This window comes from Bacillus sp. DC4300-2b2, assembly GCF_049895685.1.
Lineage (GTDB): Bacteria > Bacillota > Bacilli > Bacillales > Bacillaceae > Bacillus > Bacillus safensis.
This window is the reverse complement of sequence record NZ_JAFCSW010000003.1, coordinates 69,755-91,521: the sequence shown is the minus strand read 5'-3', so window position 1 is coordinate 91,521 and position 21,767 is coordinate 69,755. Positions and strand designations below refer to the sequence as shown.

Annotated in this window: 16 protein-coding genes; 9 read left to right on the top strand and 7 right to left on the bottom strand. The window is 42.2% G+C overall.

Annotated features, from left to right (window positions below):
* Positions 1-413: 413 nt before the first annotated feature.
* Both ACP69X_RS10245 and ACP69X_RS10240 read left to right on the top strand, forming a co-directional pair.
* Positions 414-1,805, top strand: a complete 1,392-nt coding sequence (locus ACP69X_RS10245) for an MFS transporter (protein ID WP_041085660.1) — start codon at positions 414-416, stop codon at positions 1,803-1,805.
* Between the two features lie 24 nt (positions 1,806-1,829).
* Complete coding sequence (locus ACP69X_RS10240; protein ID WP_426052663.1) at positions 1,830-3,437, top strand: glycoside hydrolase family 43 protein; 1,608 nt, start codon at positions 1,830-1,832, stop codon at positions 3,435-3,437.
* Positions 3,438-3,483: 46 nt separating this feature from the next.
* On the opposite strand, the gene xylR is transcribed toward ACP69X_RS10240, so the two are convergent.
* Complete coding sequence (gene xylR / locus ACP69X_RS10235; RefSeq protein WP_075611513.1) at positions 3,484-4,644, bottom strand: transcriptional repressor XylR; 1,161 nt, start codon at positions 4,642-4,644, stop codon at positions 3,484-3,486.
* Positions 4,645-4,854: 210 nt separating this feature from the next.
* On the opposite strand from xylR, the gene xylA reads away from it, so the two are divergent.
* From xylA to ACP69X_RS10220, 3 genes are all read left to right on the top strand, one after another.
* Positions 4,855-6,192: a xylose isomerase gene (xylA, locus tag ACP69X_RS10230; protein WP_041085654.1), complete on the top strand. Its 1,338-nt coding sequence runs from the start codon at positions 4,855-4,857 to the stop codon at positions 6,190-6,192.
* Positions 6,193-6,227: 35 nt separating this feature from the next.
* Positions 6,228-7,727 carry a xylulokinase gene (xylB, locus tag ACP69X_RS10225; protein ID WP_269103409.1) on the top strand — a complete coding sequence of 500 codons (1,500 nt, stop codon included), beginning with the start codon at positions 6,228-6,230 and terminating at the stop codon, positions 7,725-7,727.
* 84 nt (positions 7,728-7,811) lie between these two features.
* Positions 7,812-8,495 (top strand): glycoside hydrolase family 11 protein, encoded by a 684-nt coding sequence (locus ACP69X_RS10220; protein ID WP_024422656.1) that lies wholly within the window; start codon positions 7,812-7,814, stop codon positions 8,493-8,495.
* 41 nt (positions 8,496-8,536) lie between these two features.
* Here ACP69X_RS10220 and ACP69X_RS10215 read toward each other — a convergent pair whose 3' ends face one another.
* Both ACP69X_RS10215 and ACP69X_RS10210 read right to left on the bottom strand, forming a co-directional pair.
* Positions 8,537-10,579, bottom strand: a complete 2,043-nt coding sequence (locus tag ACP69X_RS10215) for a molybdopterin oxidoreductase family protein (RefSeq protein WP_041085647.1) — start codon at positions 10,577-10,579, stop codon at positions 8,537-8,539.
* Positions 10,580-10,710: 131 nt separating this feature from the next.
* Positions 10,711-11,907 (bottom strand): cytochrome P450, encoded by a 1,197-nt coding sequence (locus ACP69X_RS10210; RefSeq protein WP_041085645.1) that lies wholly within the window; start codon positions 11,905-11,907, stop codon positions 10,711-10,713.
* Positions 11,908-12,377: 470 nt separating this feature from the next.
* On the opposite strand from ACP69X_RS10210, the gene proC reads away from it, so the two are divergent.
* The 3 genes from proC to ACP69X_RS10195 are packed head-to-tail and all read left to right on the top strand — an operon-like array spanning position 12,378 to position 15,608.
* On the top strand, positions 12,378-13,175 hold the full coding sequence (gene proC, locus ACP69X_RS10205) for a pyrroline-5-carboxylate reductase (protein ID WP_041085643.1): 798 nt from the start codon (positions 12,378-12,380) through the stop codon (positions 13,173-13,175).
* 27 nt (positions 13,176-13,202) lie between these two features.
* Positions 13,203-14,321 (top strand): glutamate 5-kinase, encoded by a 1,119-nt coding sequence (proB, locus tag ACP69X_RS10200; RefSeq protein ID WP_041085641.1) that lies wholly within the window; start codon positions 13,203-13,205, stop codon positions 14,319-14,321.
* A gap of 18 nt (positions 14,322-14,339) precedes the next feature.
* Positions 14,340-15,608: a glutamate-5-semialdehyde dehydrogenase gene (locus ACP69X_RS10195; RefSeq protein WP_426052662.1), complete on the top strand. Its 1,269-nt coding sequence runs from the start codon at positions 14,340-14,342 to the stop codon at positions 15,606-15,608.
* Positions 15,609-15,677: 69 nt separating this feature from the next.
* Here ACP69X_RS10195 and ACP69X_RS10190 read toward each other — a convergent pair whose 3' ends face one another.
* Positions 15,678-16,247 (bottom strand): GNAT family N-acetyltransferase, encoded by a 570-nt coding sequence (locus ACP69X_RS10190; RefSeq protein ID WP_075612388.1) that lies wholly within the window; start codon positions 16,245-16,247, stop codon positions 15,678-15,680.
* An 87-nt stretch (positions 16,248-16,334) separates the two neighbouring features.
* Between ACP69X_RS10190 and ACP69X_RS10185 the strand changes: the two genes are divergently transcribed.
* Entirely contained in the window at positions 16,335-17,162 is an 828-nt protein-coding gene (locus ACP69X_RS10185; protein WP_041085635.1) for a MerR family transcriptional regulator, read from the top strand.
* 49 nt (positions 17,163-17,211) lie between these two features.
* On the opposite strand, the gene ACP69X_RS10180 is transcribed toward ACP69X_RS10185, so the two are convergent.
* From ACP69X_RS10180 to ACP69X_RS10170, 3 genes are all read right to left on the bottom strand, one after another.
* Complete coding sequence (locus ACP69X_RS10180; RefSeq protein WP_426052661.1) at positions 17,212-19,041, bottom strand: ABC transporter ATP-binding protein; 1,830 nt, start codon at positions 19,039-19,041, stop codon at positions 17,212-17,214.
* A complete protein-coding gene (locus tag ACP69X_RS10175; RefSeq protein WP_073979189.1) occupies positions 19,034-20,770 on the bottom strand; it encodes an ABC transporter ATP-binding protein in 1,737 nt (578 codons plus the stop codon). Before ACP69X_RS10175 ends, ACP69X_RS10180 begins: the two co-directional genes overlap by 8 nt.
* A gap of 94 nt (positions 20,771-20,864) precedes the next feature.
* Positions 20,865-21,767, bottom strand: coding sequence for a LysR family transcriptional regulator (locus ACP69X_RS10170; RefSeq protein WP_034280677.1), 903 nt, complete (start codon positions 21,765-21,767; stop codon positions 20,865-20,867).

Sequence of the window (21,767 nt, the reverse complement as noted above, 5' to 3'; positions counted from 1 at the left end):
TACACAATTCAGCTCATCGCTTGATAAATATAGCATGGGATGAGCTGAATTGCAACCATTAAATGATTCACTTCATTTTTTCACGTCATTTCAGCAGAAAACTGACAAGAAATCAATTATTTGGATTATTTTTTCGAAAAATATTGAAAAGTCAGATCAGATTTTATAAAATGAACTCATCTTAGTTTGTTTAGTCGATAAACTAAGATGAGTTTTAAGTAATGATCCGACTACTAAAGGGGATGATTCTGTCATTCAAATCATTTGCTGCGTATGTGGGCTAAGCTGAAGGATTAGATGTTCAGCTTCATTTTTACAACAAATTGAAAGCGCTTTATATTCATTGCATTGACTGCTGCTGCCCTCCATCATCTGTTCATTAGAAGAGGCTAAGAGAAGAAGGGAGAAAGCTCATGGTAAGTGAGAATTTAAAAAAGATTCGTATGTCTGAAAAAGTGGGATATGCTTCAGGAGATTTCGCATGTAACTTAATTTATGCAACTGTCTCTACGTATCTATTATTTTTTTATACAGATGTGTATGGTTTATCAGCGGCGGCAGCAGGGACGATGTTTTTAGTTGTTCGCGCCATTGATGCGCTTGCAGATCCGTTTATTGGTGCATTGGTGGATCGAACGAACAGCCGTTTTGGCAGGTTCAGACCTTACTTGTTATTCGGTGCGTTTCCTTTTGTGGTACTCGCCATCCTTTGCTTTACGACACCTGATTTTTCTGAAATGGGTAAACTCGTTTATGCCTACATCACGTATGTTGGTTTATCGCTTACATACACATTCATCAATGTTCCTTATGGTGCTTTAACATCCGCAATGACAAGAAATAACCAAGAGGTTGTCAGTATTACGTCTGTTCGTATGCTTTTTGCTAATCTCGGAGGTCTAGTTGTTGCTTTTTTTGTTCCCTTTCTTGCGACTTTTTTGAGTGATAAAACTGGAAATACAGCTCTCGGCTGGCAGATGACGATGGCTTTTCTCGGCGTTCTTGGCGGTGCATTACTTATTTTCTGTTTTAAAAGCACGAATGAACGTGTCACGCTTCAAAAGCCGGAGGAAAAAATTAAGTTCAGTGATATCTTTGTCCAGTTACGTGTGAATCGTCCGCTTGTTGTATTAAGCATTTTCTTTATTATTATTTTTGGCGTGAACTCGATTAGCAACTCTGTTGGGATCTATTATGTGACGTATAACCTCGGCAGAGAAGATTTAGTGAAATGGTACGGACTCATTGGCAGTCTGCCAGCTTTAATGGTGCTGCCGTTTATTCCAAAACTGCACAAGCTGTTAGGAAAGAAAAAGCTGCTGAATTATTCATTATTGCTGAATATTGTAGGACTTCTTGCATTACTTGTGATACCGCCGAGTCAAATCACTTTAATACTTATTTTCAGGCTCGTTGCAGCTGCAGGAAGTATTACAGCCGGTGCTTACATGTGGGCGCTCATTCCTGAAACCGTTGAATATGGCGAATATAAAACAGGGAAAAGGATGGGCGGGCTCATCTATGCCATCATCGGATTCTTCTTTAAATTTGGGATGGCATTAGGCGGGATTGTGCCAGGGCTTGTACTCGATCGCTTTGGCTATATTGCGAATCAAATGCAAACACCAGAAGCATTACTGGGCATTTTAATCACGACAACGGTGATTCCTGTATGCTTACTGATTTTAGCGATGGTGGATATTAATTTTTATAACCTAGATGAAGAAAAACATAAAAAAGTCGTACGGGAGCTTGAGAACAGAGACAAGGTATATATCGATCATATGGACGATTTTAAAATGTAGGTCTCTGAAAGAGGAGGAAGTTCAATGAAGATTACCAATCCAGTGCTCAAAGGGTTTAACCCTGACCCAAGTATTTGCCGTGTAGGAGAAGATTATTATATGGCTGTCTCTACATTTGAATGGTTTCCAGGGGTGCAAATTTATCATTCAAATGATCTCGTCCATTGGCGCCTTGCTGCGCGTCCTTTGCAAAAAACCTCGCAGCTGGATATGAAGGGGAATCCTGATTCTGGCGGAGTATGGGCACCGTGCTTAAGCTATGCCGATGGGCAATTTTGGCTTATTTATTCAGATATCAAAGTAGTGGATGGTCCATTTAAAGACGGTCATAATTATTTGGTCACGGCGAGCGAAGTGGACGGCGATTGGAGTGAACCGATCCGGCTCAACAGCTCCGGGTTTGATCCATCTTTATTCCATGATCAAAGCGGGAAGAAATACGTCTTAAATATGCTGTGGGATCATAGAGAAAAGCACCATTCCTTTGCAGGTATTGCCTTGCAGGAATATAGTGTGGCTGAAAAGAAGCTCATCGGTCAAAGGAAGGTCATTTTTAAAGGCACACCGATTAAACTGACAGAAGCGCCGCATCTGTATCATATCGGTGACTACTACTATTTATTAACGGCAGAAGGAGGTACCAGGTATGAGCATGCGGCAACGATCGCCCGCTCCCGGCATATTGAAGGGCCTTATGAGGTTCATCCTGATAACCCGATTTTAAGTGCCTTCCATGCGCCTGAACATCCGCTTCAAAAATGCGGGCATGCTTCAATCGTTCAAACGCATACAAATGAATGGTATCTCGCTCATCTCACTGGTCGCCCGATTCAATCAAGCAAGGAATCTATTTTTCAACAGAGAGGGTGGTGCCCTTTAGGAAGAGAAACAGCCATACAAAAGCTAGAATGGAAGGATGACTGGCCTTATGTTGTAGGCGGAAAAGAGGGGACGCTTGAGGTTGAAGCGCCAAAGATCGAAGAAAAGGTTTTTGCACCAACCTATCATACAGTCGATGAATTTAAAGAATCAACACTAAATAGACACTTCCAAACATTAAGAATTCCGTTTACTGATCAGATTGGTTCGTTAACGGAGAAACCTCAGCATTTAAGGTTATTCGGTCACGAATCTTTAACGTCTAAGTTTACCCAAGCTTTTGTTGCAAGGCGCTGGCAAAGCTTTTATTTTGAAGCAGAGACAGCTGTTTCGTTCTTCCCAGAAAACTTTCAGCAAGCCGCTGGTCTTGTGAATTATTATAATACGGAAAACTGGACAGCACTTCAGGTGACATATGATGAGGAACTTGGGCGCACGCTTGAGCTATCTGTCTGTGAAAACCTTGCCTTTTCTCAGCCATTGACACATAAAATCATCATTCCAGACGAGGTCACTTATGTCTATTTAAAAGTGACTGTACAGAAAGAGACATATAAATATTCTTATTCTTTTGATCAAAAAGAGTGGAAAGAAATTGATGTGCCGCTTGAATCCATCCATTTATCCGATGATTTCATTAGAGGTGGGGGATTTTTTACAGGGGCATTTGTCGGTATGCAGTGTCAAGATACGAGCGGCGAGCGTCTGCCTGCTGATTTTCACTATTTTCGCTATGAGGAAAAAGATGAATAAAAAAAGACAACGCGCTACTACGGGCTGTCTTTTTTGGAAAAAGAGGTCATGTTGTGAGGGTGGCATCTTGCAGGAAAGCTTCTATGACAAGAGATGTCATCCCCAATACTGGTGCATTGTGTCCTAATGATGAGGGGAGCAGCTCTACCTGTGAGCTGAATTGCGTATCCATTCGCGAGGATACCTCCTCCCCAATCACATGTAGAACCGTCTGATGTGATTCGATCACTTTGTTTCTTAAAATAATGGCTTGCGGGTTAAAGGTATGAAGGACGTTTGTGAGACCGACGCCAAGGTAAAAACCAAAGTTGCGCAGGGCATTGAGCGTTCTCATATCATTTAACTTGGCCAGCTGTTCCAGTTCTTGATGGGAGATATGCTGACCATCTGTTTGAAGAGACTGAAACAAGGCTTTCTCAGATGCATACAATTCCCAGCACCCACGGTTCCCGCAGCTGCATGTTGGTCCATTAAAATCGATCGTCATATGTCCCATTTCACCAGAAAAGCCGTACGCTCCTCTGTATAAATGATGATTGATGATGATTCCGATCCCGATGCCAGTGCCAATGCTTGCATAGATCAAATGGTCATAATGTTTAGCGGCACCAAAGATTTTTTCACCATATGCACCGGCATTTGCTTCATTTTCAATGAAGATCGGTACTTTGAATGTGTCTTGGAGCGTGGTTTTCAGATCAACATTTTTCCATTTGGAATGGGGCGTAAACACGATTTTTTCACCTGTATCCACTAAACCATGTATGCATAGGCCAATGCCAATGAGCCCGTATGGGGAAGAGGGCATTTGTGTGATGAGCTGCTGTATTAATTCAATTAATTTACGTATCGTCACATCAGGAGAACTGGGTGGGAGCTTGATCTGCTCTTCGTAAAGAATGGACCCTTCAAGGTCTGTTAATATGCCATTGACATAATCAACGCCAACATCAATCCCGATGGAGCAGCCAGCACGTTTATTAAACATCAGTAAAACCGGTCTTCTCCCGCCGCTAGACTCACCTTGACCGATTTCATAGACAAGATGTTCTTTCATTAACGTACTTACTTGAGAAGAAACAGTCGATTTATTTAATCCAGTGCGTTCAGATAGTTTTGCTCTCGAAATGGGCGCATGCTGGAGAATTTCTTTTAATAATAGTTTTTGATTTATTTTTTTTACAAAGTTCTGATCAGCGATATCCACGTTATCCACTCCATTTGTTTCGTCTTTAGATTAAGTTGAGAAGAGCTGCTTTTTTCAGCATGTATTCAGTAAGATAGATGATTTTAACTTTATTATAACGAAAATATTTCTAAAAAACTAAAAAATATGGAAAATTCAAAGTGATTTTCTCATAGATTGTTCATTAGTTTGTTGAATCAACTTACAAAGTTTAATCAGGAGGAATAAAGAATGGCCAAATCAAATATGAAAACGTTATACAGCTTAGAAGGAATCGGCAAAATTCAATATGAAGGAAAACAATCAAAAAATCCACTCGCTTTTCAATACTATAATCCAAGCGAAGTGATTGGCGGAAAAACAATGAAAGACCACCTGCGTTTTTCAGTCGCTTATTGGCATACATTAACCGCTGATGGAACTGACATGTTTGGAACGGGCACGATGCGGAGAGCATGGGACTCCTATAGCGGAATGGATTTAGCAAAAGCAAGATTGGAAGTCGCTTTTCAACTTTTTGACCTATTGGATGTTCCGTATTTTTCATTCCATGACCGCGATATCGCGCCAGAGGGAGAGACGCTTCAAGAGACCAATCAACAATTAGACATCATTTTAGAAAGAATGAAAGAATACATGAAGCAAAGCGGAGTAAAGCTGCTGTGGAACACGGCCAATATGTTCAAGCATCCTAGATTTGTACACGGTGCTGCGACATCTTGTCATGCAGATGTCTTTGCCTATGCGGCCGCACAGGTCAAAAAAGGCATCGAAACCGCCAAAGAACTTGGTGCAGAAAATTATGTTTTCTGGGGTGGACGAGAAGGGTACGATACGCTGCTCAATACAGATATGAAAAGAGAGCTTGATCACATGGCGGCCTTCTTGCATATGGCTGTTGATTATGCAAAAGAAATTGGGTACACAGGTCAATTTTTAATTGAGCCAAAGCCAAAGGAGCCAACTACTCATCAATACGACACAGATGCAGCGACATCCATCGCCTTTTTAAAGCAATACGGATTAGATTCTCATTTTAAATTAAATATCGAAGCCAATCATGCGACACTCGCTGGCCATACGTTTGAGCATGAATTGCGTGTCGCAAGAATTCATGGGCTGCTCGGTTCTGTTGATGCAAACCAAGGCAATTCGCTTCTTGGGTGGGATACAGATGAATTTCCAACTGATCTGTATGCCACTACTCTTGCCATGTATGAAATTTTGCAAAATGGCGGGTTAGGGGCTGGCGGTCTCAACTTTGATGCAAAAGTGAGAAGAGCTTCCTTTGAACTTGACGATATTTTATATGCCCATATTGCCGGAATGGATGCATTCGCAAAGGGACTGCGGGTCGCTCATAGACTCATAGAAGATCGTGTGTTTGAAGATGTGATAAAGCACCGGTATCGCAGCTTTTCTGAAGGAATTGGACTTGACATTTCAGAAGGGAAGGCAAACTTTCATACATTAGAAGAATATGCGCTGAAACATCCTTTGATCAGAAACGAATCGGGAAGAGAGGAACAGCTGAAAGCCCGTTTAAATCAATACTTGTTAGAAGATTAATTGAAGGGGCGGACCTGTTTTGAAGGAGTGAAAACATGAAGTATGTGATGGGAATTGACCTTGGAACGAGCGGGGTCAAAGCGATATTAGTCGATGAGAGCGGAAAGGTGTGCTGCGAAGCCTCTAAGCCGTACCGCCTCATTCAAGAGAAACCGGGACATTGTGAGCAGCATCCCGAGGATTGGGTAGAGCAGACAATAGCTGTGATGAAAGAACTGATGGCAAAGCAGCCTGTTCATTCAAGGCAAGTAGAAGGCATCAGCTTTTCCGGACAGATGCATGGTTTAGTTCTATTAAATGAATCTCGCGAAGTTCTCCGCCCTGCAATTTTATGGAATGATACACGAACGACAGCACAATGTGCACACATGACAAAAAAGCTGGGAGACCGGCTGCAAAAGATCACAAAAAACCAGGCGTTAGAAGGATTCACACTGCCTAAATTACTATGGGTAAAGGAACATGAACCTCATATTGATCAGCAAATCGACATGTTTTTACTTCCAAAAGATTATGTCAGATTTCGTTTAACTGGCGCTGTCCATATTGATTATTCTGATGCGGCTGGCACTTTGCTGTTAAATATCGGTGAACAGACGTGGAGTGAGGAGATATGTCAGGCATTTGATATTCCTCTTCATATTTGCCCGCCGCTTGTCACATCAGAGGCGGAGGTTGGTACACTTTTGCCACACATTGCACGTGATGTTGGGATGAAAGAAGGCGCGAAGGTTTTTGCCGGCGGGGCAGATAATGCTTGCGGAGCAATTGGTGCTGGCATCTTATCCTCTGACCGCACGTTATGTAGCATCGGCACATCTGGGGTCATTCTCTCCTACGAAGAGGATCATGAAAGGGAGCTTCAAGGGAATTTGCATTTGTTTCATCATGCAAAAAAAGACGCTTTTTACACAATGGGTGTCACCCTTTCAGCAGGATATAGTCTTAACTGGGCAAAACACTTACTAGCTCGTGAGGAATCGTTCCAATCACTTTTAGAAGGTGCGGCTCATGTAGCGCCAGGAGCGAAAGGATTGCTCTTTACTCCCTATTTAGTCGGGGAAAGAACACCTCATGCGGATTCGATCATTCGCGGCAGCTTGATTGGATTAGACAGCAGGCATGAAAGGGCACATGTTGTCAGAGCTGTGTTAGAAGGAATTACCTTTTCGCTAAATGAATCTATCGCATTATTCCGGCAGGCAGGAAAAAACATAGATTCTATTGTGTCCATTGGCGGCGGTGCAAGAAGCCGGACATGGCTTCAAATGCAAGCAGACATTTTTCAGGCTGACGTCATCCAGTTAGAAAATGAACAAGGGCCTGCATTAGGTGCAGCCATGCTTGCCGCGGTTGGCTGCGGGTGGTATCCATCACTTGAAGCATGTGCTAATCAATTGATCCATCAAGCTGCTGTTTATGAGCCAAATCAGCAGCATGCAGAAGTATATGCCGATTTATTTCATTTGTATCAAAGGATTTATACACAAACAAAAGACATCCATGCCGGGTTAAAGCCGTATCGTTCCATCTAGCAGAAAGTGCATGAAAGGAGGTGATGGGTTTTTCATCTTAGGGATGACAGAACAATACGAATGAAAAAAGGAGAGGAATGGAAAATGAATTTGAAAAGATTGAGGCTGTTGTTTGTGATGTGTATTGGATTTGTGCTGACACTGACGGCTGTGCCAGCTCATGCGGAAACGATTTATGATAATAGGATAGGTACACACAGCGGATACGATTTTGAATTATGGAAGGATTACGGAAATACCTCGATGACTCTCAATAACGGCGGGGCATTTAGTGCAAGCTGGAACAATATCGGAAATGCCTTATTTCGAAAAGGAAAGAAGTTTGATTCCACTAAAACTCATCATCAACTTGGTAACATCTCCATCAACTACAACGCAGCCTTTAACCCGGGCGGGAATTCCTATTTATGTGTCTATGGCTGGACACAATCTCCATTAGCTGAATACTACATTGTTGAGTCATGGGGCACATATCGTCCAACAGGAACGTATAAAGGATCATTTTATGCCGATGGAGGCACATATGACATATATGAAACGCTGCGTGTCAATCAGCCTTCTATCATTGGAGACGCTACCTTCAAACAATATTGGAGTGTACGTCAAACAAAACGCACAAGCGGAACTGTCTCCGTCAGTGAGCATTTTAAAAAATGGGAAAGCTTAGGCATGCCAATGGGAAAAATGTATGAAACAGCATTAACTGTAGAAGGCTATCGAAGCAACGGAAGTGCGAATGTCATGACGAATCAGCTGATGATTCGATAAAAGCATATGAAAAAAGCCAGCAACAAACGGCTGGCTTTTTTCTATGATAATTTTTCAACTTCCACTCTTCCAGAAAAGAACGTCGCGCCGCCGCCCATATCTGCCAATCGATCAGGTGTTAATCCATTCACTAAATGCTTTTTGCCTTTTTGATCTGCCCATAATCCTTGACTGACCACAACACCAGATAAAACATTTTGACCGACTGACACGACAAGCTCACACTCTCCTCGGTCGTTCAGCACACGGACCATGTCACCATCTTCAATTTTTCTTTCCTTTGCATCCTGTTCATTCATGTGAAGCTTCGGAAATTTCTCAAGCTTTTGATGCTTTTCATGAAGTGAGAAGGTGGAATTCAAAAAATTATGGTTCGGCCCCGGTATAAAGGTAAGCGGATAATCGCTTTCCTGATAAAGGGGCACATAGGTTGGAAGTGCTGGATACCCGTCTTTTTTCATTTGTTCAGAATAAAGCTCAATTTTCCCGCTTGGGGTTTGAAGCTTTAATTCCTCGAAAGATCCACGCTTTGCTTTGATCCATTTCTTTTCTTTTAATGCTTCGTATGAAATGTCCTCATAATGCGGATTTTCTGGATGATGAAGAGCTTGTTCCATGAGCTCAGCATCTGTCTCTCGGAAGGCTTGATCTTCAAAGCCCATCGCATGAGCGAGCAGGCGGAATACTTCAGTATTAGATTTGCTTTCTCCGTAGCGTTCTATCACTGGCTCCTGAATTTGAATATAATGATGCCAATATGATGTATAGAAATCCTCATTTTCAAAGGCAGATGTCGCCGGCAGAACAATGTCTGCATACGCCGCTGTTTCTGTTAAGAATAAATCATGAACCACTGTAAATAAGTCCTCTCTCAGCAAACCTTCTCTGACTTTATTCGCTTCAGGTGTTACAACTGCTGGGTTGCACGAGTAGATAAAGAGAGAATCAACGGAAGGCTCTGCGCTTGTCAGCACACTTCCCAGCTGGTTCATATTAAATGATCTAGGTGTGCGTTCTTTTAATAAATCCGGCCGCTGAAGAGCTGTTTCATTATAGCTAAGGAAAGAAGAGTTTGATTTCATCGCTCCGCCGCCCTTGTGCAGCCATTGACCAGTCAGGGCAGGGAGGCAGGAAATCGTTCTAATACTCATCCCGCCATTATCATGGTGCTGCAAACCATTCCCAATGCGAATGAGAGATGGTGATGTCTCAGCGTACATTCTAGCTAGTGTCATGATGTCATCCTTAGGGACACCCGTGATTCGCTCAACTGTGTCTGGATCATACTGCTTCACATGCTCGCGCAGCTCATTATGGCCGACCGTGTAAGTCTCTAAAAAGGCTTCATCTGTACGTTCCTCTTTAAAAAGGACATGCATGATGCCAAGGGCAAGCGCACTGTCAGTACCAGGTCGAAGCGGAATGAACCAATCTGCCATCCGGCCGGTTTGGTTCTTGTGAACATCAATCACGACAATCTTAGCTCCTTGCTTTCGCGCTTTTTGTGCCAAGGTGATTTGGTGCATATTGGTCGATACGGCATTGATGCCCCAAAAGATAAATAGTTTCGTATGAATGGTGTCTTCAGGGTCTGTCCCAATGCTTGCACCCATTGTATATTTATAGCCAGTCGTTCCCGCTGACTGACAGATCGTCCGGTCTAACTGACTTGAACCAAGACGATAAAAAAAGCGACGGTCCATTCCTTCTGCGTTGAGATTGCCCATGTTCCCATAGAAGCTGTAAGGCAGAATGCTTTCTGGCCCTTTTTCTTCGATCAGCTTTGTCCATTTTTGACGAATGGTTTCAATGGCTTCTTCCCACGTAATCGGCGCAAACTGTGCTTCGCCTTTTCGGCCAACACGTTTTAAAGGAGTGGTCAGTCTTTTTTCATCGTATAAACGGGCTGTGACATTACGCACTTTGTTGCATATGTTTCCTTGTGTGACAGGGTGGTCCGGATCTCCCTGCACTTTCACGATCTTTCCATTTTCTTTATGTATTAAAAGACCGCACTGATCCGGGCAATCTAACGAACAAACTGATTTGAAAATTCCGTCTTTCATCGCTGTATAATCGGTCATGAGTTTTCGGCTTCCTTTCTGCATTCCGTTATCGCTTTGTATGGACTTTATTTTAGCATGTTCGGAGGTGGAAGGTAAGAAAGAGATGATGAATTGAAGAAAATGAAAAAAAGCCCCTGAAAAAGGGACTTTTAAAAACGGGTGACTTGTACAGGAAATTCTTTTACCCCAAAAACAAACGTGCTTTGAATAGGTTTTAGCTGATCTGTTACGCAGGTGATATCTTGAAACGTGTGGAGTAAAACATCAAGCGCAATGTTGCTTTCAAGCCGGGCAAGCGGTGCACCGAGACAGAAATGAATGCCAAACCCAAAGCTCATATGCGGATTTGATTTCCGGTCAAGCCGGAACGTATCTGGATCTTCAAACTTCTGTTCATCCCGATTTGCTGAAGCAACCCAGCCGATGAGGTAGTCTCCCTTTTCAATGCGTGCGCCAGCAATTTCAACATCCTCTGCGGCGATTCGACCAATGGCTTGAACAGGTGGATAATACCGCAATGTTTCCTCAGTTAATTGAGGAATAAGAGAGGGATCCTGTCGAACGGATTCAGCGATATGCGGCTGCTCTGTCAGCAGTCGTACGGCATTGGTTATTAAATTGGTCGTTGTCTCATTGCCTGCAACAAGTAATAGAATACAAAAGCCAAGCAGTTCATTCTCTGTTAAACGCTCTCCATCGATTTCAGCTTGAATGAGAAGCGAGATCAAGTCACCCGCAGGCGTTTCTTTTCGTTTTTTGATCAGATGAGTAAAATAAATGGACAGCTCTTCTTCAGCGCGTTTTTGCATATCTACAACAGCCTGAATGGCTTCTTTTGATTCATCCTTAGCACCTGCCACAAGGGCATCAGAATGTTTTTTAATCAGCTCTCTGTCCTGCACCTCTGCACCGAGAAGCTCAGCGATGATCATCACTGGCAGGGGAGCTGCTAAATCTTGCACGATATCAAAGGTACGTTGATCCTTGACATGATTTAATAGATCATGTGTCAGGTCTTTGATCTTATCTTCTAATTGTTTGATCGCTTTTGGAGTGAATGCTTTATTCACGAGCGCTCTCATCTTTGTATGTTTTGGAGGATCCATCGTTAAAATACTTGTTTTAGACGTGCTTCTTCCCCGCTGTGAAGAGAACACTTTAGGCTGTTTTAGAACAGACTGGATATCCGCATATCGAAAGAGATCCCAGCACTTTCTTGTCTCATCAAATCTAATATCACTTTCTGCACGCAGCTCATTGTAAATAGGGAATGGGAAAAGAAGGTCATCGGTAGAACGGATTTCTTTCATTGGAATCACATTGACATAGTTTTCTTTCACTTTCATTATGAACGCTCCTTTTTCACATGATTTCTCTTTCACGGTATCACCAGTAAAAAATCATTTCAACGGACATGTTTTCTAAAATATGTCAATAGTCTAATCGAAAGATTCAAGCACATTCACCATATAGGAAAATAGAAAGTCATTAAAATGAGAGCGCTTTCTAAAAAATAGAATTGAAGTCACCGAAACCAAAAATAAAATGATGAATTCAGTCGAATGAAAGGGTCCTATGATTCAAATTATTATAGTTCTTTTGATCTAAATCACTGTATTTGAAAAACACGGCTAACATACTTGCAGCAAGCTGTCCGCCATGCATTCGGGACTTTTGAAAAGCGCTGGCTCTTTCTTGACACGATTTCTCATCATGTTACGATTACTAACGTGCGAAAAACGCGAACAAAAAGCGAACAAGGGAGAGGGTCAATATCATTGATCAAAAGAAAGTTGCTTTCATTGGAGCAGGTTCTATGGCGGAAGGAATGATTGCAGGGATTGTGCGATCAGGACAGATGCCGCTAGGCCAAATCTACGCAACAAACAGACAAAATCAACATCGATTGAATGAACTAACGAAACAATACGGAATTCAAACAGCCGAAATGGATTCATTTCCTTTTGAAGAAATGGATATGTTGATCCTGGCCATGAAGCCAAAGGATGCTGAAGCAGCACTTGAATCATTAAAACCTCGTATTCAGTCAGAGCAGCTCATCATGTCTGTCCTTGCAGGTGTTAAGCTATCGTATATTGAAGACATGCTGCACGAAGGTCAGCCTGTAATAAGGGTCATGCCAAATACCTCAAGTACAATCGGGGCATCAGCGACTGCTTTATCTGCTGGACGATACGTGAAAAACGATCATATGAGCATAAGTCAGGCTCTTTTATCTGAAATGGGCGAAGTCTATACCATTCAGGAAGAGCAAATGGATATCTTCACTGGAATTGCTGGAAGCGGGCCTGCCTACTTTTATTTCTTAATGGAAAGAATCGAAGAAGCAGGGGAAGAGGCAGGTTTATCAAAGGAATTGTCTCGCCAAATTGGCGCGCAGACACTCCTCGGTGCGGCAAAAATGCTCCAAGAAACAGAGGAAAACCCTTCAGTCCTAAGAGAGAAAATTACGTCACCAAATGGAACAACTGCTGCTGGACTGAATGCATTAGATGATTTTGGCGGAGGAGAAGCGATCAAGCAGGCTGTCAAACATGCTGCCAATCGATCAAAAGAGATAAGCAATCAGCAAAAACAAAAAGTATCTATATAAATAGAGTTCAGGTACAGGAGTGATAAGGTGTACGCAGATAAAGAGAGAAAACGAATTGTTGTGAAAATCGGAAGCAGCTCTCTTACTAGCTTTCAAGGTGAGATTAGTTTGAAAAAACTAGAAAACCTCGTCAATCAAATTGTGAAACTGAAAGATGAAGGACACGAAGTCATTTTGGTTTCATCTGGTGCGGTTGCAGCTGGTTACCGAAAACTAGGATTTATCGATAGACCGAAAACACTGCCGGAAAAGCAGGCATCTGCCTCAATTGGGCAAGGGCTTTTAATGGAATCATATTCTACTTTATTTTTATCACACGGTTATATTGCCTCACAGCTCTTAATCACAAGAAGTGATTTTTCTGATGAAACGCGATATCAAAATGTGCGCAACACAATGAATGTGTTATTAGATCGAGGCATCATCCCAATTATTAACGAAAATGATACAGTGACGATCAATCGGTTGAAGTTTGGAGACAACGATACATTGTCTGCAAAAGTAGCTGGCTTAATTGATGCGGATTTCCTTGCCATTTTATCTGATATTGATGGCTTGTATGAAGATAATCCTCATACAAATCCAAATGCGAAGAGAATTCTTGAAGTCACTGACATTACAGAAGACATCGAAGCAGCTGCTGGAGACGCAGGCAGCAGCGTGGGTACAGGCGGAATGAAATCAAAGCTCGATGCTTTTAAAATATCAATGGCCGCAGGTATCAATGGCTTTTTAGGAAAAGCAGATACGCCTCACATTTTAGACAAAGCGATCAATGGGACAGAGGACGGCACTTATTTTACCGCTGACGAAAATGTAGCGCCGCTGAACTATAAAAAGCAGTGGATTGCTTTTCATTCTGGACCAAAGGGTGAGATCGTGGTTCAAGAGAAAACACAGGAATTTCTCCTGCACCGAGAGGGAAGTCTTGATTCTGATGGGATTGTCAGTGTGAAAGGTTCATTTAAAAAAGGCGATGTCGTCCGTATTTTAGATCAAGATGGAAGAGAAATAGGGCTTGGCATTGTGAATTATGCGTCAGATGAACTCGCACGTAAGAGTGACTTGTTACAAGATGAAATCGTTCATGTCGTCGATCTTGAAGCATTTGTTTGTCATTTAGATTTATCGATTCCAGTTTGTTAACCAAAAGGGAGGAATTCCATGACACTGACAGCTGAAGTTGTCACATCGGTCAAAGAAAAATCGAAAAAAGCAAAGTACGTTTCAAAAAAACTAAGTTTACTTCAGACAGAGGAAAAGAATGACGCGCTGCTTAAAATGGCAGAAGCGTTAGAGCAAAAAAGCCGCTTCATTTTACAGGAGAATCAAAAGGATTTAAATGCTGGGAAAGAAAAGGGCTTCTCAGAGGCACTCTTAGATCGGTTAATGTTAAATGAAGAAAGAATTCATGAGTTTGCTGAAAGTTTGCGGCTCGTGACGAGATTAACAGATCCTGTTGGAGAAATATTGGATGAATGGACTCTTGATAACGGCTTACATGTGAAAAGCCGAAGAGTACCGCTCGGCGTGATCGGGATGATCTATGAAGCGAGACCGAACGTCACTGTCGATGCAGCAGGCCTTGCCTTAAAGGCAGGCAACTCAGTGATTTTAAAAGGCGGTTCCTCCGCTATTTCTTCCAACAAAGCCATTGTCAGTGTGATTCATGAAGCATTGGATCAAACAACAATTCCTCGTGATGCGGTGCAATTGATTGAACAAACAGACCGTTCATCGGTTCAGGCGATGTTTCAACTAAAAGAATGGATCGATGTGTTAATTCCGCGAGGCGGAGCTTCCTTAATAAAAACAGTGGTGGAAGAATCCACTATCCCAGTGCTTGAAACAGGGACAGGAAACTGTCATGTCTTTATTGATCAAACCGCAAATGTGAAAAAAGCCATTGAGATTGTGATCAATGCGAAAACGAATCGTCCGGCTGTATGTAATGCACTTGAGACGCTAATCATTCATCGCGATTGGCTGAAAGAGAATGCAGCCTCATTAAATGAAGCTTTGCAGGATCACCATGTCACTGTACATGGTGATCAGGCAGCAGAGTCTTACTTTTCAAACGCGGTTCCTGCTGGAGAAGTGGATTGGACAGATGAGTATTTAAGTCTTGATCTTGCGGTAAAGGTAGTCGATTCAATCGAGGAAGCGATCAGCCATATCGATCAGTACGGCACAAAGCATTCAGAAGCCATTGTGACAGAAGATGAAAAAAATGCACTCACGTTTCTAAACGAAGTCGATGCGGCGGCTGTTTATCATAACGCATCGACTCGCTTTACAGATGGCGGCGCACTTGGCTATGGAGCTGAAATCGGCATCTCTACTCAAAAACTCCACGCAAGAGGTCCAATGGGACTTCCTGCACTCACGACAACTAAGCTACTTCTATGTGGCGACGGTCAGATTAGAAGCTAGAAAAGATTCAAGAAACACTACCTTTTTATGGGTAGTGTTTTTAACTTTATCTTAAAGAAATACACGTTATCATACGTTTGAACAGTTTTTCTTCATGACTTTCTCAAATTTAAAAAATTCAAATTCCTCAGATGCTAAAGGCTCATTGCCTTGATCTGCTTCACAAGGTGCGTTTGGATCTGGATGGTGTAAGTGATAAAATTCAACAATTTGAAAGCCGCACTTATTGACATAGAAATGAATGTTACGTTTTTCAAAATAAGGGGTCACAACTTCCCATACAATCGTTTCTGGATATTGCGCCTCAATGGCTTTCCATGCTGCCTGACCAATGCCGCGGCCGTGAGAGGATGAGGAGATGTATAGCAAATCAACCGAGTTGTGATGTGTCTCTTGGTTGATTTTGATGACAACACCGCCTGCCTTTTCACCATTTAGCATAATATGATAAACAATGTGTTCATTCGAATAAAAAGATTCATCAATTACTGCATCTGGCGGAATCGGTCCATCCTGCGCATCGCCAAATGCGTCGATCACGCCAGCTGTAAAAGCTTTCTGAAGCTCTTTTTTCATAGAAGGGAAATCCTCTTTATTTGCTTGTGCTAATGTCACTTCATGTTGAGTTATTTTGTTCATTTTCTTATCCTTTCCCTGCGTAGTGGTGTTTCTGCATGTTATGATAAAGTATGGAGTTACTCCATAGTCAAGAAAGGAGCCTTCATCATGATCAATGATGTGCAAAAAACGTTTTTCACTGGAGAATTTGCCAAGCTATTTGATGTAAAAAAAGATACGCTTCTGTATTATGATAAAATCGATTTATTTAAGCCGGCTGGTGTTCATGAAAATGGATACCGTTACTATACACTTGAGCAATTTGACCATTTTATTGCGATTCAATCCTTGCGAGCTGTTCAATTTCCGATCAAAGAGTTAAAACAATATTTCACAGAACCTTCCCGCGAAAGACTGCAAAGCCTAGCGGCCGACCAAGTAGAAAGGGTCAAACAAGAGATTGAAAAGCTGCAAGATATCCAAGCTTTTCTTATGCGGGTGATCGAGACAACGCATGAATTATCAACTGTGAAAATAGGAGAGGTCCTGTTTCAAGAGCTGCCAGAAGAACCAGTCATACTAAGTGCTTCAAACCCGATCGATTTAAATACACCTGTAGAAGAAATATCACGTATTGTAGGGGAATTTCTAAAGGAAGTTGGCATAAAAGGGGCTGCGGCAAATGGTTCTGTCTTAAAAAAGGAACAGTTTCGTAAGCGCCACTATCATCAGTCAGATCAACTGTTCTGCCGAATGGATGGACCGGGGGCAGTGAAAAAACCTGGTGGGATCTATGCGGTGATATATGATCAAGGAACATATGATGAGATTGAGTCTGCTTATTCGCATTTATTAGATGAAATCGAGAAAGAGGGCATGTTGCTGGATGGAGATGTATTTGAGGAGTATTTACTTCATTCGCTCATGTCTAAAGATGAAGCAGAGTATATAACGAAGCTCAGTGTAAAAGTGAAGAAGCGAGCAGATAACAATTGAAAAGAGGCTAGACAGCATGTGACATGCGTGTTTACCCTCTTTTTTGATGTTAACCAACTTGATTTTCGGCAAATTGACTCATATATAAATCTGCATAGAAGCCTTTTTGTTTTAAAAGTTCGCTGTGCGATCCTTTTTCAATGATGCTTCCATCCTTCATGACTAAAATGAGGTCTGCATCCTTAATTGTTGAAAGTCTGTGTGCAATCACGAAGCTCGTTCTGCCTTTCATCAATTCATTCATTGCTTTTTGAATATGCATCTCTGTCCGTGTATCCACACTGCTTGTTGCTTCATCTAATATCAAGATCTTTGGATCAGATAAAATGGCACGGGCGATGGTTAACAGCTGGCGTTGACCTTGTGACAGGTTGCCGGCATCTTCTTTTAAGAGTGTATCATATCCATCTGGAAGCGTGCGGATAAAATCATCCGCATAGGCATGTTTGGCGGCTTTGATGACATCCTCTTTGGAAACGTGCTGCTTGCCATAGGCAATGTTGTCGTAAATCGTTCCTTCAAAGAGCCACGTATCCTGAAGAACCATCGCAAATAATTCTCGTACTTGCTGACGGCTGAGATCAGTTGTTTTGACACCGCCAATGCGTATGGAGCCTTGATCTAGCTCGTAAAAACGCATTAAAAGATTGATGATGGTTGTTTTTCCTGCGCCTGTTGGTCCGACAATGGCAACTGTTTGTCCTTCTTGCACATCTAAATTAAGATCTTTAATAATTGGATGATCTTTTTCATATCCGAATTGAACTTGTTCAAAGCTCACATCACCTGAGAGTGAAGCAAGATCAATCGCCGCATCTTCTTCGGTACTTTCTTCTTCCTCATCAAGGATTTCAAAGACCCTTTCAGCAGAAGCGATCGCTGATTGAACTAAGTTTGCGACACTTGATGCTTGCACAAGCGGCTGAGACATTTGCTGGGTGTATTGTATAAACGCCTGAACATCCCCGACACGAATATTCCCGTTAATGACAAGAATCCCGCCGGCTACACTGACTGCCACATAGCCAAGGTTCCCGATAAAGGTCATCATTGGCATCATTAAACCAGAAATGAACTGCGCTTTCCTTGAGGATTCATACAGCTTTTCGTTTAATTGATCAAATGTATCGATTGCTTTCTTTTCGTAGCCATACGCACGAACTGTCTGATGTCCTGTAAACATCTCATTAATATGGCCATTGATCGTCCCAAGCTCTTTTTGCTGCGCTTTAAAATGCTTTTGAGAAAATGACGTAATGCCGCGAATCGCAAACAGGCTGAGTGGCAGCGTCAAACAAACAAGCAACGTAAGTAAGGGACTGATGAAAAGCATCATCACGACAATTCCAATCACTGTAATAACAGATGTAATCACTTGGGTGAGCGCCTGCTGAAGCGATGTATTAATATTATCGATATCATTCATCACACGGCTTAGTGTGTCCCCGTGGGTTGTTTTATCAAAATAACGAAGGGGGAGACGTGTGAGCTTGTCATTTGCTTCTTGGCGTAATTCAGCAATGGTCTGTTGAGAGACACCGGCCATGATATATTGTTGAACGAATGAAAAGAGAGAAGCAACTACGTACAGGACGACAAGCAGCAAAAGTATTCGTGAAATGACATCAAATTGAACAGCTGTTCCATTCGTAAAGCTGTCAAATAGGGAAGAGGTGGCATCCCCAAGCAGCTTTGGACTAATGACATTAAAGACAGTTGAACCAATTGCTGCAATAAAGACGATGATCAGCTGAAATTTTCTTGGTTTTAAATAGCCTGTCAACCGAAGCAGTGTTTTCTTAAATTCCTTCGGTTTTGCGGCTGGCCCTTTAGGGTGGGCGCCTTTATGGCCCATGCCGGAAGACATTTTCTTACTCATCCTCGCTCACCTCCTGACCTTCCTGTGATGCGACAATCTCTTGGTACACAAGATTATCCTTTATTAATTGTTCATGTGTTCCGATACCTGCGATTTTTCCTTCATCAAGTACAATGATTTTATCACTATGCTTCACTGTGCTGATTCGTTGTGCGACAATGATGAGGGCTGCATGTGCTTTTTCTGCTTCTAATGATGCCCGCAGCTTGGCATCTGTTTTGTAATCAAGTGCTGAAAAGCTATCGTCAAACAGATAGAATGATGGTTTTCGCACTAGCGCCCTTGCAATGGAAAGCCGCTGTTTTTGGCCGCCGGATAGATTGGAACCACCTTGATCAATTTCTCCTTCAATTCCGCCATCTTTTTGCAAAACAAATTCTTCGGCCTGCGCGGTTCGCAGCGCCTGCCAGACGTCTTCATCGCTTGCATCCTGCTTGCCAAAACGCACATTGTCGGCAATGGTTCCGCTGAATAAAACAGCTTTTTGAGAGACATAGCCCATTTGGTTTCTCAGTTTCTCCTGAGGCAGCTCTCTAATGTCTACACCATCTAATGTAATCCGGCCCTCTGTCACTTCATAAAAACGCGTCATCAGCTGGAGAAGGGTAGTTTTCCCAGAACCCGTACTTCCGATAATGGCTGTTGTTTCGCCAGTTTTGGCTTCAAACGTTATATTTTGAACGGCCGGTTTCTCTGCATTTGAGTAATAAAATGACACATCCTCAAAGCGAATGGAGTGGGCGGGCTCGTGAAGCTCAGTCATAGACTCTTCTTTGTCTTTAATCTTTGGTTCCATGTTTAACACTTCATTCATACGTTTAGCTGATGCTTGTGCTCTTGGGACCATAATAAAGCTCATCGACAGCATAATCAGTGCCATTAAAATCATCATCGCATATTGAATGAAGGCAATGAGATTCCCAACTTCCATTTCTCCGGCATCAATTCGGTTTGCACCAAGCCAGACAATACCGATATTCGTGAAGTTCATGATGATCAGCATAAATGGAAACAAGTAAGCCATTAATCGGTTGACTCTAAGGCCAGTATCCTTATAGGACGTGTTAGCTTCTTGGAATCGCTCCTTTTCATCATCTACACGGTTAAATGCACGAATGACCCGGATGCCTGAAAGAGATTCTCGCATAATTAAATTCAGCCGGTCTGTTTTTTTCTGAAGCTGGCCGAATAGCGGAATGGCTTTTCTTGACACTAAATAGATAAATCCTCCAAGAAGGGGGAGGGCTGCTAAAAAGATAAGAGACAGGACAGCATCCCTGGAAACAGCCAAAATAATTCCGCCCACAAGCATAAGCGGGGCCCGCGTCATCATTTGTAAAATCATGATCGTCACATCTTGGACTTGTTTCACATCATTTGTTGATCTAGTAATAAAGGAAGACGTGCCGATCTTTTGAAATTCTTCTAATGAAAATTGTTCGACATGCACAAACAGCTGTCTTCTCATATCACGGCCGAAGCCAAGAGCTGTCTTTGATGACAAGTAAGACTTCCAAATGGTGAGCAAAATGGCGAGTAAAGAACATGCCACCATCCAGCCGCCAACCTTCCATATGTAAGCAATATCTCCTTGGACGATACCGACATCAACGATATCTGCTGTTAACGTCGGTAAATACAGCTGGAGCATACTGCTTAAAAAGGTGAGAATGACAATGGACACAACGGACAGCCGATAAGGCTTTAAAAATGATAAAATTGATTTCATACGAATACCTTTCTTCCATATAGTCTTTTGTTCTGTAACTCATCATATACAAAGAGGGATTATTTCTACAAATGAAATGTCTTGTTTTAGTGAATTATTTATATTGTTCAATTTTAGAAAAGAAATCCTTCACAAACACATAAAAATCATGGGCAGAAGGAGACATTTCTCGCGTTTTAGATGCAATAATGCCAACCGTTCGTCTCACTTGAGGGAAATCGATCGGAATTTTCACTGTAAATCGCGGTGTTGTTTCATAAAAGGCACTTTCGGGTAATAAAGTAACGCCCATACCTGCCGAAACGAGGCCTTTAATGGCATCCAAATCTTCTCCTTCAGATGAAATGGTAGGTTCATAGCCTGCCTGCTTGCAAGCATCAACCGCAATTTGTCTCAGCACATACCCTTCAGGAAATAACACGAAATGATCCTTTCTTAGATCACTTAAATGAATACTCCTTTGTCCGCTAAAGGGGTGGCTAACCGGTAAAAGGGCATAAATGCTTTCAGAAAACAAAATATTTCCTTCTATTTGAGAATCGTTTGTCGGTACAGGTCCTAAAAAGGCAAGATCGATATCACGATTTTTAACGGCTTCAATGAGAAACTTATAGGATCCTTGACGAAGTAAAAAATCGACCTCTGGATATTCCTGCTTAAAAGCAGAGATGACAGAAGGGAGCACTTGGCTTGCTAGACTTGTAGGAAAGCCAATATTCACCGTCCCTTTGTGCGGATCTAAGTATTCATCAATTTGCTCTTTTGCGTAATCAATGGCTTTTAGTGCAGTTCTGACATGATCTAAAAATTGTCTGCCGATCTTCGTTAATTTGATATTTCGTCCTTCTCGTTCGAATAAGGCCACTCCAAGTTCTTCTTCTAAATTCGCAATCTGCCGGCTGATGGCAGATTGGGCAACATGTAAGTTTTCAGCCGCTTCTGACACGTGTTCACGGTCTGCGACTTCTACAAAATAACGTAACTGACGAAGCTCCAT